General features: G+C 63.3%; 12 protein-coding genes. 4 read left to right on the top strand and 8 right to left on the bottom strand.

The features are described from left to right. Nucleotides 1–38 precede the first annotated feature (38 nt). Together ACZ1J6_RS02995 and ACZ1J6_RS03000 are read left to right on the top strand one after the other, a co-directional pair. On the top strand, nucleotides 39–899 hold the full coding sequence (locus ACZ1J6_RS02995; protein WP_243841029.1) for a hypothetical protein: 861 nt from the start codon (nucleotides 39–41) through the stop codon (nucleotides 897–899). A gap of 276 nt (nucleotides 900–1,175) precedes the next feature. Then, nucleotides 1,176–2,153, top strand: coding sequence for a GGDEF domain-containing protein (locus tag ACZ1J6_RS03000; RefSeq protein WP_134094423.1), 978 nt, complete (start codon nucleotides 1,176–1,178; stop codon nucleotides 2,151–2,153). A 65-nt stretch (nucleotides 2,154–2,218) separates the two neighbouring features. Here the strand turns inward: ACZ1J6_RS03000 and ACZ1J6_RS03005 are convergent, their stop codons facing one another. The 8 genes from ACZ1J6_RS03005 to ACZ1J6_RS03040 form a co-directional block, all read right to left on the bottom strand. Further along, nucleotides 2,219–2,485 carry a helix-turn-helix domain-containing protein gene (locus ACZ1J6_RS03005; RefSeq protein WP_134094424.1) on the bottom strand — a complete coding sequence of 89 codons (267 nt, stop codon included), beginning with the start codon at nucleotides 2,483–2,485 and terminating at the stop codon, nucleotides 2,219–2,221. 128 nt (nucleotides 2,486–2,613) lie between these two features. Then, the gene (locus ACZ1J6_RS03010) at nucleotides 2,614–3,702 is read right to left on the bottom strand and encodes a nuclear transport factor 2 family protein (protein ID WP_134094425.1); all 1,089 of its coding nucleotides are present in this window, start codon (nucleotides 3,700–3,702) and stop codon (nucleotides 2,614–2,616) included. After that, nucleotides 3,699–4,457 carry an SDR family oxidoreductase gene (locus ACZ1J6_RS03015; RefSeq protein WP_134094426.1) on the bottom strand — a complete coding sequence of 253 codons (759 nt, stop codon included), beginning with the start codon at nucleotides 4,455–4,457 and terminating at the stop codon, nucleotides 3,699–3,701. The genes ACZ1J6_RS03010 and ACZ1J6_RS03015 overlap by 4 nt, the downstream gene beginning before the upstream one ends. A 24-nt stretch (nucleotides 4,458–4,481) precedes the next feature. Then, entirely contained in the window at nucleotides 4,482–6,791 is a 2,310-nt protein-coding gene (locus ACZ1J6_RS03020; RefSeq protein ID WP_431567529.1) for a TonB-dependent receptor, read from the bottom strand. Nucleotides 6,792–6,948: 157 nt separating this feature from the next. Then, entirely contained in the window at nucleotides 6,949–8,286 is a 1,338-nt protein-coding gene (locus ACZ1J6_RS03025) for an aromatic ring-hydroxylating oxygenase subunit alpha (RefSeq protein WP_431567528.1), read from the bottom strand. Between the two features lie 157 nt (nucleotides 8,287–8,443). Then, nucleotides 8,444–9,145, bottom strand: a complete 702-nt coding sequence (locus tag ACZ1J6_RS03030) for a TetR/AcrR family transcriptional regulator (protein ID WP_465127388.1) — start codon at nucleotides 9,143–9,145, stop codon at nucleotides 8,444–8,446. Nucleotides 9,146–9,384: 239 nt separating this feature from the next. Beyond that, nucleotides 9,385–10,677: a DUF2264 domain-containing protein gene (locus tag ACZ1J6_RS03035; protein WP_431567526.1), complete on the bottom strand. Its 1,293-nt coding sequence runs from the start codon at nucleotides 10,675–10,677 to the stop codon at nucleotides 9,385–9,387. Between the two features lie 2 nt (nucleotides 10,678–10,679). Further along, nucleotides 10,680–11,591, bottom strand: a complete 912-nt coding sequence (locus ACZ1J6_RS03040) for a DUF4861 family protein (RefSeq protein WP_431567525.1) — start codon at nucleotides 11,589–11,591, stop codon at nucleotides 10,680–10,682. A gap of 175 nt (nucleotides 11,592–11,766) precedes the next feature. Here ACZ1J6_RS03040 and ACZ1J6_RS03045 point away from each other — a divergent pair, with 175 nt between their 5' ends. Both ACZ1J6_RS03045 and ACZ1J6_RS03050 read left to right on the top strand, forming a co-directional pair. Further along, nucleotides 11,767–12,501, top strand: a complete 735-nt coding sequence (locus ACZ1J6_RS03045; protein WP_465127389.1) for a FadR/GntR family transcriptional regulator — start codon at nucleotides 11,767–11,769, stop codon at nucleotides 12,499–12,501. Between the two features lie 78 nt (nucleotides 12,502–12,579). Further along, nucleotides 12,580–15,438 carry a TonB-dependent receptor gene (locus ACZ1J6_RS03050; protein ID WP_431567523.1) on the top strand — a complete coding sequence of 953 codons (2,859 nt, stop codon included), beginning with the start codon at nucleotides 12,580–12,582 and terminating at the stop codon, nucleotides 15,436–15,438. Nucleotides 15,439–15,444 lie beyond the last annotated feature (6 nt).

Below are 15,444 nucleotides of genomic sequence, written 5' to 3' on the forward strand. Positions count from 1 at the left end.
GCGGCGGACAGGACGAGAAGAGGAAAGGAACCGGAACGATGAAGATCATCCCTGTGAACAAGACGCGCGGCGTGAAGACTCTCTCCAAGGCCAATCTCGGCGCGGCGCTGGCGGCTGTCGCCATCGCCATGGCTCCCGGTGCAGCGCAGGCCCAGCTTCTCGGCGGTGGCGGCGGCCTCGGCGGCAGTGTGGGCGGGGCGCTGGGCGGTTCCTTCGGGGGCAGCATCGGTTCTGTCGGCAATTCGATCGAAGGCATGGGCAGCGGCGCCGGCGACATGAGCGTCACGCGCAGTGCCCGTTCGGCGAGCGGATCGGCTTCGGGAAGCGGCCGCGGCAGCGCCAGCAAGAAGGTCACGGCGCCCGCTGTGTCCGCGCCCGACACCTCCGGCGCCAGCGCGGCCGTTTCCAACGCACGCGGCTCGACCAGCGGACTTGCCGGATCGGCCGTTTCGGGCGTGACATCGCGGGCCGGATCGGCCCCGGATACGCTCGGTTCGCTCGCCGGCAACACGGCGGCTTCGGGCAGCGGTGCCGTCTCCGGTGCGGCGAGCCATTCCGCGTCGGGAACCGGCGCAAACGGCTCCGCCACGGGTAATGGCGCATCGAGCGGCAACCTGACCGCCCCGGCACTGCCCGATGCCACCGGTACAGCCAGCGGCGCCGCCTCCCGCCTTGCAGGGACCGTGGGATCGGCCCGCGACATGACAGCCAGCCGCGCATCGGACGCAGCTTCTTCGGCGCAGAACACGGCTTCGACTGCAAATGCGCAAGGCTCCGGCACTGGCGAGGGCATGGTTTCGGCCGGAAAGCACGATGCCTCGGCCGCGGGCGCAGCTTCGGGCTCGGGTTCGGCCAGCGGCGGCTCCGTCAGCCTGAGTGCCTCGGCAAACGGGACCTGAACCGGAAACCCCAGAAGCGAAAGCAGGAAACCGTACTGTCAGGACAGGACGGAGGAAACGAAACCCGCGAAAGCTCACCACGGCTTCCGCGGGTTTCGATGTCGCTGCGCAAGCCTCGCCCGATGCTGACCGATGAGGCTACGAAGGCTACAGACTTTCCGCGCAGGGTGCGCTGGCAGGTGGGTTTAACGATATGGAAATCTGCCACCAGCAAGTAATGGTGTGAGGCGATTCCGCGCCGATGCTTTTGAAACGATTTATGGGGCCAGACCTTCGATGACTCCCACCATGGCTGTTAACGACCTGGCGAGCGCTGCGGCGCCGGGGATGGAAGTCGATCCGGCGGTCTACAAGACCCTGCTGGAATCGACATTGGCCATTCCATGGAAGATCGACTGGGCGACGATGCGCTTCGCATACATCGGCCCGCAGATCGAACCGCTGCTTGGCTGGTCGCAGGAAAGCTGGATCTCGGTAGAGGACTGGGCGTCCCGTATCCATCCGGACGATCGCGAACATGTGGTCAATTTCTGCGTCTCGCAGTCGGTCGCAGGCAAGGACCACGAAGCGGACTACCGGGCGTTGACCAAGGATGACGGCTATGTCTGGATCCGCGACGTCGTGCATGTGGTGCGCGGCGAAGGCGGGGAGGTCGATAGCCTGGTCGGCTTCATGTTCGATATCAGCGAGCGGAAACGCATCGAGCACGAACTCATCAAGATGCAGAAGAAGCTCGAGGCGCTCTCGTTCGAGGATGGCCTGACCGGAACGTCCAACCGGCGCCATTATGACGAGCGGCTCAAGGCGGAGTGGAAAGGCGCGCAGACCGGCCAGCATCCGCTTTCGCTGATCCTGCTCGATATCGACCACTTCAAGGATTACAACGACTTCTACGGCCACATTCAGGGCGACGAATGCCTGGTCAGAATAGCGAACGCGCTGAAGGAGATCGGAATCCGTCCTCGCGACGTGGTCGCTCGATGCGGGGGCGAGGAGTTCGTCCTCCTGCTGCCGGAAACGAACGAAGCTGCCGCGGCCGTACTGGCAGAGCGTTGCCGCGCGGCGATCGAAGGGCTGCATATCCGGCACGAACGGTCCAGTTGCAGCGCATTCGTGACCGCGAGCGTGGGCGTCGGGACGGTCATTCCGCCTTTCGACAGTGATGCGCTCCATTTCTGCGATGCCGTGGACAAGTTGCTCTATGCGGCCAAGCAGGAAGGTCGCAATCGGGTCAGATCGACAGTCTCGGCATAATTGCGGCTGCCGTCGGATGTGATGATCCGGGGGCGGACCCACTGCGGGCATTGGCTCGGGGACGGTCATCCGGCATCGTCGTTGAGGACGCGTTCGAACACGCCCAGATTGAAGGCGAGGTAGATGGCATGCCTTCGGTTGATCGCCTTGAGCTTCAGGCAGGCATTTCTTAAGTGAAACCGCACCGTCGTGTGGCTTATCCCCAATGACCTGGCGATCACGGCATCGGTTTCACCTTCCGCGCTGAGCAACAGGATCTCGAATTCTCTGGAAGAAAGGAGCGGTTTCTCATCATGGGAATTCGCATCCATCTGGAGTGCTCCGGCGCGCATGGCCTAATGTCGCGCGAAACCATTCGGTGCTGATCGGGTAGCCGAATGGCCAGGCGGGGGATTTTCAGGGCGCCGCATATCCCGCGTCGACGTGAAGGGCATCGCCGTGTCCATGCCGATCTCCATGTTCAATCCGTTCGTTGGCTCAGGAAGGCATAGACGGGATCGTCCTTGCCCCGACAGCCGTGGAGATCGAGCGCCGCGTACATTCCGCCCGTCATGTCGCGCGTGCTGGGTTCGCTGCGCGCCCAATCGAGTACGAACGTACGGTCGGCTATGGCCCAGCGCCCGTCGCGGCGTTCGAAACGGTCGACATAGCGGCCGCCCGTGAGGGTATCGGTCTTCTCGTCGCCGCGGCTGGTGGACACGGCGATGACGTAGGTTTCCCCGACTGCCCCGTCGCCTTCCACCTCGATCCACTGATTGGCGATCGAATGGAAGGTCTGCTCGTAAGCACTCTCGACCAGCCTACAGATCTCGGAGGCGAAGTCGCGGCCATTGCCGTTGAACACACCGCTGACCACGGAGGCGTCCTCATGGAACACCTCCGACAGCAAGTGCGGGTCCGCGCGGTCCACGCCGCGGCAGTAGGCCATGGTCACATCCGCGATCTGCTGTCGAGAGATCACTGCATCGATCGCCTGTTCGCTGTGTGTCATCGGCTTTGATCCTTTTGTCCTGTTCCTTGCATAAGCCTGGGCAAGCAGCGCGATGCCGGCGTCGGCGGCCCCATGCCCGCCTGTCGGCAACTGGCTGCCGAGCGAGCCCACGCCCGGCAGAGGCAATCCCCCGTCCCAGTTGAGGCTGGTGTCCAGCACGTAATTGCGCTGCGTCAGGCGCCAATGGCCGGAGCGTTTCTCGTGCCGATCGAGGTAACGACCGCAGATCAGGTGCTGCGTGGCCGGTCCCTGCGCGCCGGCGCTCGATGCATAGGCCATGACATAGCTTTCGGAGATCGCCCGCTCGCCGTCCGTCTCGGTCCACATCTGGCCGGTTCGGTGCAGGGTGACCGGGCCGGCTTTCTGGGCCTCTGAAAGAATGGCCACGAATTCGGATGCCGCGCCCGTGAAGAAGCGGTAGTCCACGAATGCATCGTCATGATAGCAACTTGCCAGCAGACCCGCGTCCGCACGGTCCACGCCCCGGCTGTGACGGGCGAGCACGTTTGCGATGTCCTGGCGATCGGCCAGCCAGCCAATGTCCCGGGCGCCGGTCATCGCAGGGTCTCCCCGTTGTCGATGACGATATGAGTGCCCGTGATCTGGCGCGATTCCTCCGAAGCCAGGAAAAGCACGAGGTTGGCAACGTCATCGGGACGCCCTTGGCCATGCGCATGGACCTGATCGAGCCCGGCGTCGTCCTGCGGCAATTGATCGAGCGCCTGCCGGGTCATCGGCGTATCGTGGGCGCCGGGCGCGACGGCGTTGACGCGGATGCCGTAGCCCATGTCCTGGCAGTGTACCGCGACGCTGCGGGTCAGGGCGATGATACCTGCCTTGGCCGCGCTATAGGCCGGGATCGCGGCAATGCCCTTGAGCGCGGCCACTGACGCGACATTCACGATCGAACCGCCCCAGGGTCCGTCGGCCCTCTTGGTCATGTGCGGCAGCGCGGACTTGCAGCCCAGGAAGCAGCCCTCGACCATGACCTGCATCTGAAGCCGGAAGGTCTCCAGCTCGCATTCCTCGACATGGCCGAAACGGACCAGCCCGGCATTGTTGACCAGCACGTCGAGCCGTCCGAAACGGGCCATCGTCTTCGCCACGACGTTGCGCCATTGGTCCTCCTCGCGGACGTCGTGCTGAAGGAACATGGCGCCCGGTATCGAGGCGGCGACCGTGCGGCCGCGATCGACCTGGACGTCCGTGATGACGACACTGGCGCCCTCAGCCGCCAGGAGCCGTGCATCGGCCTCGCCAAGGCCGGAAGCGCCTCCGGTAACGAGCGCGACTTTGCCTGCTACGCGGTTCATCCTGCTCTCCTTCCCATGCGCATGTCAGAAATCGAAGCTGACCGAGCCGCCCCACTGGCGCGGCGGGGCATAGCCGGCCAGCCCGGCATAGCCCGGACTGTCGTAGACGGTCGAAAGATAGCGCGAATCCAGCAGGTTGGTCGCCCATAGCCCGATGGACCAGACGCCGCCGCGCGGCTTGTAGGTCAAGGAGGCGTCGACAAGGTGGGTGGGCTGGATTTTCGAGCGCGGGGTGTCGAGGATCGCCGTGTAATACTTGGAACTGGTGTAGGTATAGCTCACGTCGCTGACCAGATCGGCATCGTCGCCCAGCGGGATCACGAAGTTCGCGCCGAAGCTGGCGTTCCACTTGGGCGCGTTCTGAAGCCGGTAGCCTTCCAGGTCGAGCGTCTCCCCGCTGAGGGGATCGCCATAGAGGAAGGTCTTGTACTTCGCGTCGAGATAGGCGAGCGAGGCGCGCAGGGTCATGCCGTCTACCGGGGCCGCGGTGGTTTCCAGCTCGAATCCCTTGATTTCGGACTTGCCGGCATTGAGGATGCGGTTGCCCTGGGTATTGGTGTCGGTATCGAAGTAGATCTGCGCCACCTGCATGTCGCGATAATTGGTGTAGAACGCCGCAAGGTTGACGCGCAGGCGGTGATCCAGGAAGTCGGCCTTCACGCCGGCTTCGAAAGTATCGACTTTCTCGGGATCGTATGGATTCTCGCCGTCGGCGGGCATCCCGACGCGTGCCGTGAAGCCGCCCGACTTGAAGCCGCGCGCCCAACTGGCATAGAGCAGAGTGTCGTCGGCGATTTCATAGTCGGCGCCCAGCTTCCAGCCGACATTGTCCCAGCTCTTGCTGCCGCCCACGGTGAAGCTGTCGATGACGGTATTGCCCTCGCCGGTGTAGGTCGATCCTGCCGCCGCGCCGATGCTGGTGATGAGGCTGGGGGCCGATTCCGTCCGCTCGTGCGTGTAGCGGATGCCTGCCTGAAGCTTGAGCCGGTCGGTCACCTCCCAATAGGCCTGCGCGAAGCCGGAAATGGAGTAGTTGTCCTGATCCTGCAAGTTGGTCTGGAGCAAGCCCGGCGCCGCGAATTGCAGGCGGTAGGCCTGGATGTGATCGTAATGGTCCTTGAGGTAGAAGCCGCCCACCAGCACGTTCAGCCTGTCCGAGAGTTCCAGATTGGTGCGCAGCTCCTGGCTGAACTGCCAGCCCACGGTTCGGCGGTACGTATCGTTGAGAAACAGGGGCGTACCGTCCTGATCGGTATATTCGCGGAGCTTGAAGCGCTTGTATCCGGTTATCGCGGTCCAGTCGCCCAGGCCGGTGTTGCGCCAGTTCATCGTCAGCGTGCCCGAATAAGTGTCCATGTTGGACTGATCGGGAACGGAGTTGTTGGCGCCGTAATATTTGTCTGGCGCTATGCACATGCCGTTCGTGGCGCAGGGGCTGACGTACATTCCCTCGGTGCCGGGGGCGACGTAGAGCACTTCGCCGGGCCGCGCGCCGTTGATGACGATGGGCGATCCATTGCGGGCATTGACGTATTCGCCCTGAAGCGTCGCATCGAAATTGGCGCTGGGCGTGAAGCGCAAGTAGGCCCGCACTGCGTCGAGGTTCTTGCGCCCGAGGTCCGATCCGTCGACCACGTTCGTCACCCAGCCCTTGCGCTGGGTATGAATGCCCGCGACCTTGAGCGAGAGCACGTCATCGACCAGCGGCGCTTCGATAGAGCCGGTGAGGTCCATGCGGTTGTAATTGCCGTAGACCGCCTTGACGTGACCGCCGAACTTGCCCGTGGGTTGGGCGGTGACCACGTTGATGACGCCGCCGGTGGTATTGGCACCGAACAGCGTGCCCTGGGGGCCGCGCAGCACTTCGATGCGGTCCACGTCGTAAAGGTCGAGCAGCGCGCCCATCGAGAAGAACTGCGGGACGCCGTCGACCACGATCGACACCGTATTACCGGCGTATGGGTCGGGTTCGATCACGCCGATGCCCCGCACGGTGAAGACGGCGCTCTGCGGGGTATTGGCGAAGTTGTCGATCTGGACGTTGGGAATCTGGCCCTGAAGCGCCTGAAGCGAAGTGCCCTGGGTGCTGGCCAGTGCTTCGCCGCCCACCGCCGTGATCGAGATCGGCACGTCCTGCAGGTTCTCGGCCTTCTTCTGCGCCGTGACGACGATCTCCTGGATGCCCACCGGCATCCTGCTTTCGGGCTGGCTGGTCCCGGTCGGGGCGAGTTGCCGATCATCCTGGGCGCTGTTCTGGGCGAGGGCCGCCTGCGGCAGGATCATCGCCCCGGCAGCAAGAGCGAGGGGTGAGCTTGCATTGAGCCAGTTCTTCATCTTCCTACTCCCAACTGTTCTGTTTTTTATGGTTAGAGGTCGTTTCCCCGAACATGGCGGGCCAGCCGCCGAAGGTGGCGGCGGAACGCCGGGATCGGCTTGCCGCAAGATGCGTCGCTCATGGTTGGCGGTCCCCGGTGCCGGGACCGGAGCGCCTTCAGCGGCGGCCTTCGAGGTAGTCGTTCAGCACTTCGTGGAAAAAGCGCACCCGGGTTTCCTGCGCGGCCAGATAGGCGTCCTGGTACCCGCGGGAGTGCATTCCCCGTTGCTGGCCTTCCGCCAGGAGCATGTCCTGATAGACGATCTGGTCCCTGATCTCGGGTACGCCGCGGCCGTTGTCGAAGGCGCGGCGCTGCATCTCCGCCTCGCGCAGGGGCTGGGGACCGGCCATGACCGATTCCACCACGCTCTGCCCCGCAACGGGGAAGGCCATGCACCACAAGTCGAACGTGCATTTGTTCGGATCGGTCGGATGTGGTTCGGTCCGGAAGAACACCAGATTGTCCGGCAGGAAGCTGATCGTGACATTGGGGAAGATCACCGTATGCGGGCTGTCGGTGATCTCCTCGTCGTCCATGTTCTCGTAGTGGACGTAGCCGCGCTCCTTCCAGAGCCGCTTTTTCGCGGCCTTTAGGTCGAGCCAGCCCTGCATCGCTTTGGTTTCGAAATCGGGATAGGACTGCGGATCGATGTCCCAGGCCTGCAGGATCGCATCGAAGGGATGGTCCACGCCCTCGGGCAGACGGTCCGAGAGGGAAGGGCGCATGGGCTGGACGGTGCGGCCATGGCCCCCCGGCCACATTTCGTGCCGAGCGGTATCGACGTCCTGGTCGATCCATGGCGGCACTTGCGGATGGGCGGTACGGGTGTGGTAACTTTCCGAGAAGTTGTCGGTGGCGAACTTCCAGTTGGTGTCGAGGTCGATCTTCATCCAGAACACGCGCACGGCGGTGTCCATCGGATAATGGCGATAGAGTTCCGGCATGGGTGCCAGGAAATCCAGAAGTTCCGGGGCCTCCTGGTCCATCGTGTACCACACGAAGCCGCCCCAGGTGGCGCAGCGCAGTTCCTTCAGCCTGAGCTTGCCGCAGGGATTGCCCTGAGGAAAATCCTCCGGGTCCTGCGCCTTTGCCAGCACGCCGTCCTTGCCCCAGACCCACCCGTGATAGGGACACTGGAAGGATTCCTGGGAGCTTGAATTCCAGACCAGGCGTTGCCCGCGGTGACCGCAGGTGTTGTAGAACGCCTTGATCGCGCCGTCCTCCTGGAGAACGCAGAACACGGATTCGTTCATGAAGTCATGGACGATGTAGTCGCCGGGTTCCTCCAGTTCGGCAGTGCGGCCGGCGACATGCCAGATGCGGGTCCACATGTGGTCCCATTCGCGCTGCATGAAGGCGGGGGAGGTGTAGCGATCGCCCGTGATCGGATCGCCCCTGAGGTTCGCAGCGTCGCGCCCATCCAGCGCGGACGCAAGGGTGCCTTGCCTTCCCATCTCGTTTTCCTTCCGGCATGTGCCCGATCCGGCCCGTCCCTTGTCAGGACCTTGGCCGGCGCCTCTCTCCTGGCGCACCGCTTTGCCCGAAAGCCTGCAGCCGCCTGTCGAGGAGAAGAATAACGAATTTGGTCGGTCGACCTACCTGTTAAAACAATCAGGCCTGCAGGCTGACGAGGCCCGCAGTGAAGAACCGCAGGGCCGGCTGGGCGATGTCCTCAAGTTTACGGGCGGAAAAGTGGCCATCGGTCAGATCGTCCAGGAACCCGGGATCCTGCACCATGAAGATCAGGGCCGCCTCGATCAGATAGACGGCGGCAAGAAGGTCGCTCTCGGCCATGGCCGGCAGGTGGATCCGCAACCGTTCCGTGAGCATGCCGGAAATAACCGACAGCTTGGCCAGGATCGGTCGCAATTCCGGCATGCGATACGCGCTCATCAGGTGCGAGGTCATGACGATGTAATTGCGCAGAGGGCTGGCCTCGCACGAGGCGGCGGTGAGGAACGGCAGAATGAAGGCGGTCACGATTTCGCGAGGCCCGAATTCGCCTTCAGCCGCTTCCGCAAGCTCGAAGCTTGCCGCGATCCTGCCTTGCAACAACGGCAGCTTGCGTTCCAATGCCGCATCGAGAATGAGGTGCTTGTTGCCGAAGTGATAGTGGACCACGCCCATTCGGACACCCGCTTGCGCCGCGATATCGCGAAGGGAGGTTCCCAGATAGCCGTTTTGCGCAAAAAGCACTTCGCAGGCATCTAGAATCGCATGGCGCGTTGCCTCCCCCTTGGTGGACCGTGCGGAATGCGGAATGGCTGGCGTCGACATGTGACAGGTCATCGCTTCTAAACGGCCGTACAGCAACCCGATCTCGTATTAAATCCGCCGGCTTCCCTCTTCCAGGCCCGGTGCCACCCGGGCACCGGGCCTGGAAGGCCATGTTACGGGACACATCCTCGTCGCTCAGAGTGAGGAACGTGCGCAGCAAAGCCAAGGGCGGAGAGATCGTCGGATTCCGGCTTTCCAGTTCGACGGTGGCCCGCATATCACGCAGCCAGGCCTTGCAAGGCAAACCGCAACGGCAGGATGGGCGGCTTGCGGCGTCAGACCTCGATGTAATAGTCCTTGGGAAAGTCCGCTCCGCCATAAGCCTTGCGCATGGTCCACGGCTGCGCATCCGCTTGCCAATAGCTGTCGCTGGCCGGCAGCCCGAGCGCGAGCAGGCTTTCTGCGGCGATATACATGCTGCCGGCATTTGAATAGACATCGCCCAGGCTGGGCTGGTGCCGGGCGAAGCCGATCGTCAGGAAGCCCTTGGCGTCGAAATTGCTGGGATCGGTGAAGATACGGCGCTGCGTTGCCAGCGTGGCAGCCCGCACCTGACCTTCGGGCAGCTTGGCGTGAAGCAGCTTCTTCCACGCGAGATAGGCCAGCGGCTGGTGGACGGCCGTACGGTAAGTGAGCGACCGGCCGACCGGCGGAAATGCGCCATCCGGGCCGATCATGCGCTCCAACACCTCACCGAAGCGCTGCATCCGCTTCACTTGCGTTGCCAGGCGCTCTGCGGGGTCCAGCTTGTTGAACTTGACACCGGTGCGGACCAGCACATCCAGGATCTGCGTGAGCATCGGATGGATGACGTAGCTGTTGTACATGTCGAAGTGGAAGTGCTCGCCGTCGCCGTACCAGCCGTCTCCGACATACCATTCGCCGAACTTGCGGAGGGCAAGGTCGATGCGGATCGGGTCCCACTGGGCGCCGACAGAGAGCAGGAAGGCCTCGTTCATGGCGGCGAACAGCAGCCAGTTCGTGTAGGGCGGCGTTACGTGCCGCAAGCCCTGGATCTCGGCGATGATCCGGGTCTTGGTGGCCGCGTCCAGCGGGTCCCACAGGGTTTTCGGCGCGCGCAGGAGGGCGCTCGTGAAATAGGCCGAATCCACCAGCGGCTGGCCCTCCGCGCTCCACAGCAGGTAGTCAGGGCTCTTGGGATCGACGCTGTGGACGTAGCTTGCCAGCGCCTGCTCCCGCAATTGGGCGCGCAGGCGCGATTCCGCGCTGTTGTCATCGGGCAGGGCGAGCCAGGGCGTAATGCCGTCGATCAACCGGCCGAATGCCTCCAGATAGGCGACCTTGGGATTCCGGCCATCCCAGCTTGGGCTGAGTTCCGGAGACCAGTCCTGCTGAAGACGCCCCCGCGCCATGCGGGAGAGCACCGGCGTCGCCATGCGTTCCAGCAGGCCCAGCATATAGGCGCGGTCATCCGTTCCCGCATGGAGGCCGGTCTGGCCGAGTGGCTTTTGGCCGGCAACGCGGGCAGCGGCGGCGCCGGTCGAAAGCGCTGCGGTGCCCGCTACGGCGCCAGCCAGCAGCGCGCGGCGATCCAGATTCATGGTCATGTTCAGTCCTTTGGAATCGAGAAGTCGAGCGTTTGGGAAGCAGCGTAGGCGTCCCACGCCTGCCGCGTCGCGAACATGTCCTGTCCCTTGCTCCACGCGCTGCCCGAATAGTAGACAAAGGGCTTGCCGGGCAGAACCTTGAGCAGGACGAGGTAATTGTCCGCATCCTGTTTCACGTCGGCAATCATGCCGGGGTCGACGCGGACGGCGATCGCCATGTGGCCATGCGCGCCGTCTTCGGGTCCCCACCAGGAGATCAGGCCCTTGGCGCGATCGATCGTGGCTTCGTTATCGCGCGCGCCGGTCGTGCGCTTGCCGATGCCGATCCCGACCACCAGCGGCGCCGGGGAATCCGATTGCAGGGTCGAGACCATCCGCGTGAAATGCGTGCCGAGCGGCAGCGTGAAGCGGCGGGTCTCCCAGACCTTGCGATCCACATCCACCGGCCAGGGGGCGTAATCCACGCTGAAATCCGCCTCCTTCCCGCCGGACTTCAGGATACGCGCGCGCAGGTAATTGCGGGAGGTCCACAGCTTGTTGTCCTGCCAGATGCCCAGCCCACCCGCGCCGCGCCCGGTACCCACGTTGTAGAAGTCCAGGCCTTCGCCGTGATAGCCGTGCTGGTCGCCGCTGCTCAGCTGCCGGTCGGCGAAGGGCCAGGCGACGTTCTTGCCCCAGCTGTCGATGCCCGACCCCGATGGCGGTTCGGCCGCTTCCAATGCGCGGCCATAGATGCGGTGCGCGGTCTTGTCGTTTTCCCAGAGAAGGTCATCATAGCGATAGGGGGCGAACTGGGCGACGGCGGCCGGCGTCTTGCTCTTGGGCGGAGGAAGCGGCTTTTCCACCTTGAGCTGCGCGTCGTCCTGCCGCTGGGCGTACAGGCTGGCCGGCGCGCAAGCGATCGCTATTGCCAATCCCGCTGCGATCCTGCTGCGCGCGGATCTGTGAAACTGCCCCATGCCCTCTCCAAGACTATGTGTCAAAGTTGTATGCCAACCTGATAAATTGCTATCTGTCGTTTGCCAAGCGCTTCGTGTAGGAATGGAACCGTTCGGGAGGTTTTCTCCCGTCAACGACGAAAGACTGCCCATGGTGAAAGCCGCCTCCCTGGCCGATATCCTCTACGCGAAGCTGGAGGAGGAGATCATCTCCGGGCTCATTCCCGCCGGCTCCAAGCTGCCCGCCCAGAAGGATATCGCCGAGCGCGAGGAAGTGAGTCGGACCGTGGTGCGGGAGGCTGTGGCCCGGCTGGAGGCGCAGGGCTTTGCGGTCGCCCGGCAGGGGTCGGGTGTCTATGTTTCCGAAACGGCGCAGTACCGGGCCTTTCAGGTCACGAAAGAAGAGCTTTCCGAGCTTTCCGACGTCATCAAGCTACTGGAAATGCGGCAGGCGATCGAGGCTGAGATGGCTGGTCTTGCGGCGGCCCGGCGCACGCAGGCGGATATTGCCGAAATGCGCGCGGCGCTGCGACGCATGCGCGAGGTAGGTGACGATCCCGCCGCTTCGGCACAGGTCGATAGCGAGTTCCATCTGGCCATCGCCCGGGCGACGCAGAACGATTATTTCGTGCGATTCATCCAGTTCCTGGGGGTGAGGCTGGTTCCGCCGCGCAGTCTCTATCTGCGCGATCAGTCCGAAGACGTGCATCAGGCCTATGTCGGCAAGGTCAGTGACGAGCACGAGGCCTTGCTGGAGGCGATCATTCGCATGGATATCGAGGGCGCCCGCCTGGCAGCACGGCTGCACATGCAGGAGAGTCTGATCAGGCATTCCGAACTGAGCGACGCTATCGCCAGCGGCAATGACGGATCGAGGCCTAAGTAGTCCGACAATTGACAAGCATCCAAAGTTATATGACAACTATCTTATCGCGCGACGAATCGCGGATGAGGGAGGATGATCATGAGGGTGGTTACAGCCGCAGTCTCCACGGTGAGCGCTTTGGCAATTCTGGCAGCCTGCAACGCAGCCTCGGCGCAGGAGGCCGCCACATCTCGTCCCTCGGGTGAGGAGCCGAAAGCGGCGCCGGCAACCGAGGAAATTGTCGTCACCGGATTTCGCAAGAGTCTTCAGCAAGGGATCGAGCTGAAGCGCGAAGCCATCGGCGTGCGGGATTCCATCGTCGCGGAGGATATCGGCAAGTTTCCCGAGGCCAACGTCGCGGACTCGCTGCAGCGCATTCCCGGCGTGTTCCTGTCGAGGGACGGCGCCTCGAACGAAGGCCAGCGCATCAGCATCCGCGGTCTGGGCTCGGAATTTACCGTCACCACCATCAACAGCGCGCCCGTTCACACCACGTCATCGCAGAACGTCGGATCCTCGACGCGTGACTTCAACTACGACGTCTTTCCATCCGAACTGTTCGGCCGGGTGGACGTCTACAAGTCGCCGCTGGCCAACCTTGAGGAAGGCGGCATCGGCGGCAATGTCGACCTGCAGACGCCGCGTCCGTTCGACAGCGCGGGCCGGGTGATCCGCTATACCGCGCAGGCCAACTACAATACCCAGTCGAAGAAGTGGCAGCCGCGTGGATCGCTGCTGTTCAGCGATACCTGGGGCGATTTCGGCGTCCTGGTGGGCGCGGCCTATGCCAAGAACGTCAACGAGCGTTCGGGCTTCCAGTCGACCGGCGGCTACAATTCCTCCGCGATCGGGTCGCTGGCCTATCGAGGGCCGACGACCGTGGGCGGGCCTTTCCAGTTCCAGATGGACCTCGACAATCCGCTGGCGAACTATGGCGATCTGACCCGGGATCAGATCAACAACGCTTACTTGCCGCGCTTCTATCGGGTGTTCACATCCAACAATACACGCGAACGCATCGGTCTGGTGGGGTCTATCCAGTACAAGACCGATCGCCTGGACGTCAGCGTGGACGGCATATTCTCCGAACTGAAGGATGAGGCGGACGAATTCACCTTCGGCGCGGCGGTCCGCAATTCGCGCACGGTGCCCGGCACCACGAGTGCCCCCGGGGTCGGCACGAATTCGGGCATCATCCCGCTCGATGTGCATATCGACGAGTTCAACAATCTCTACGGCACCTTCGGCAACACCAGCTTCATCCAGGAAAGCTTCTTCCGAAACGCGCGGACCCGCTTCAAGTACGGCATCGTGCGCGCCGTTTACGACCTCACCGACACCATGAAACTGTCGGCGCAGGGCAATCTCAGCGACAGCAATGCGCGCTACACCGCCAATCGTATCACCAGCAATCTCTACGGGATCACCAGCACGTTCGACCCGACGGGCAACGTCACTTATCCCACGATCAGTTCGCCGATCGATTTCACCGATCCCGCCAACTTCACCGCGCCGGGCCTCGGCTTCTCGCTCAATCGGGAGATCGACAAGGAAAAGACCGCCCGCGCGGTTCTGGACTGGGATCTGGTCGACGACGGTGATCGCACGTTCGCCGTCAAGCTGGGCGGCAGCTATGTGGACACCGGCAAGGAAATCTCGCAGCAGGACGGCAGCAGCATCGCCTCCGCCCAACTCGCCGGGATGGACGTGTTCTCCAACATGGACCCGTACATCCAGTTCGGCCAGATCCGCGACGGCGGTAACCCGGGCTATCCTTCGCAGTTTGCCACGTTCCCGCGCTCTTTCGTGATGGATGATCTGGATGCCAATGCCGCCAACGCGGCGGCGCCGGTCAATCTCAATGGCGCGTTCAAGGCCAACGAGATCGTCAAGACCGCGTTCTTCGAGGCCAACTTCACGCTGCCGGTCTTCGGCAAGGAACTGCGCGGCAACGTGGGGATGCGCTATTCCGACACCTCCACGATCATTCACAACTACCAGAGCGCCGGCGCCGGCGTGTTCCTGCCGCAGCGGCGCGAGGGCGGCTATGACAACTGGCTGCCATCGGCGAGCCTTGCCTACGACGTCACTGACAAGGTCGTCGTGCGTGCCTCTGCCGGCAAGACGATCACCCGCGCGGCACTGACGGCGATTGCCGGTGGTACCGTCGTGCCCAACGTGTTCAATGCCGACGTCACGGTGGGCAATCCGAACCTGCGGCCGCAGATGGCGACGCAGTTCGACGCGGGCGTGGAATGGTACTTCGCGCCGGGCGGGTTGCTCAGCATCGGGGCCTTCAAGAAGGACATCGTCGACCGTGCGATGGCGGTGCAGGACTTCGTGACCTTCGGCTCGCTCGGCCTGCCGGACAGCGCTTTCAATGCCGTCTCGCTGGGCTTCCCGGGCGGCGACATTCCCGACGATTTCCTGATCCGTCGGACCCAGTACGTCAATCAGGGCGAACTGAAGCTGAAGGGGCTGGAATTCGCCTATCAGCAGAACTTCACGTTCCTGCCCAAGCCGTTCGACGGGCTGGGCTTTACCGGAAGCCTGACCCTGATCGACCAGAAGGGCGACGACTTCGTCACGACGGAAGGTACCCGCGTGCCGATCCAGTTCGTGCCCAAGTATTCCTACAGCGCCACGGCGTTCTATGAAAAGGGACCCTTTGCGGTACGCGCTTCCTACAACTATCGCGCAAAGACGGGCATCACGTCGCAGAATACGGGGAACGACCAGATCCCCTACACGGCACCGCAGGGCTTCCTGGACGGCACGATCAGCTACAAGCTGAACGACATGATCGAACTGCGGATCGATGCGCTGAACATCACCAACGAGAACGTCTATATCTATTACTCCGACCCCGACGGCCCGAAGGGCAACGGCCAGTCGCGGCGCGACAACTCGTTCTTCAATGGCACGACCGTCTCGTTCGGCGTTCGCGGCAAATTCTGAGCCACT

Source organism: Novosphingobium sp. BL-S-21 (genome assembly GCF_055521655.1).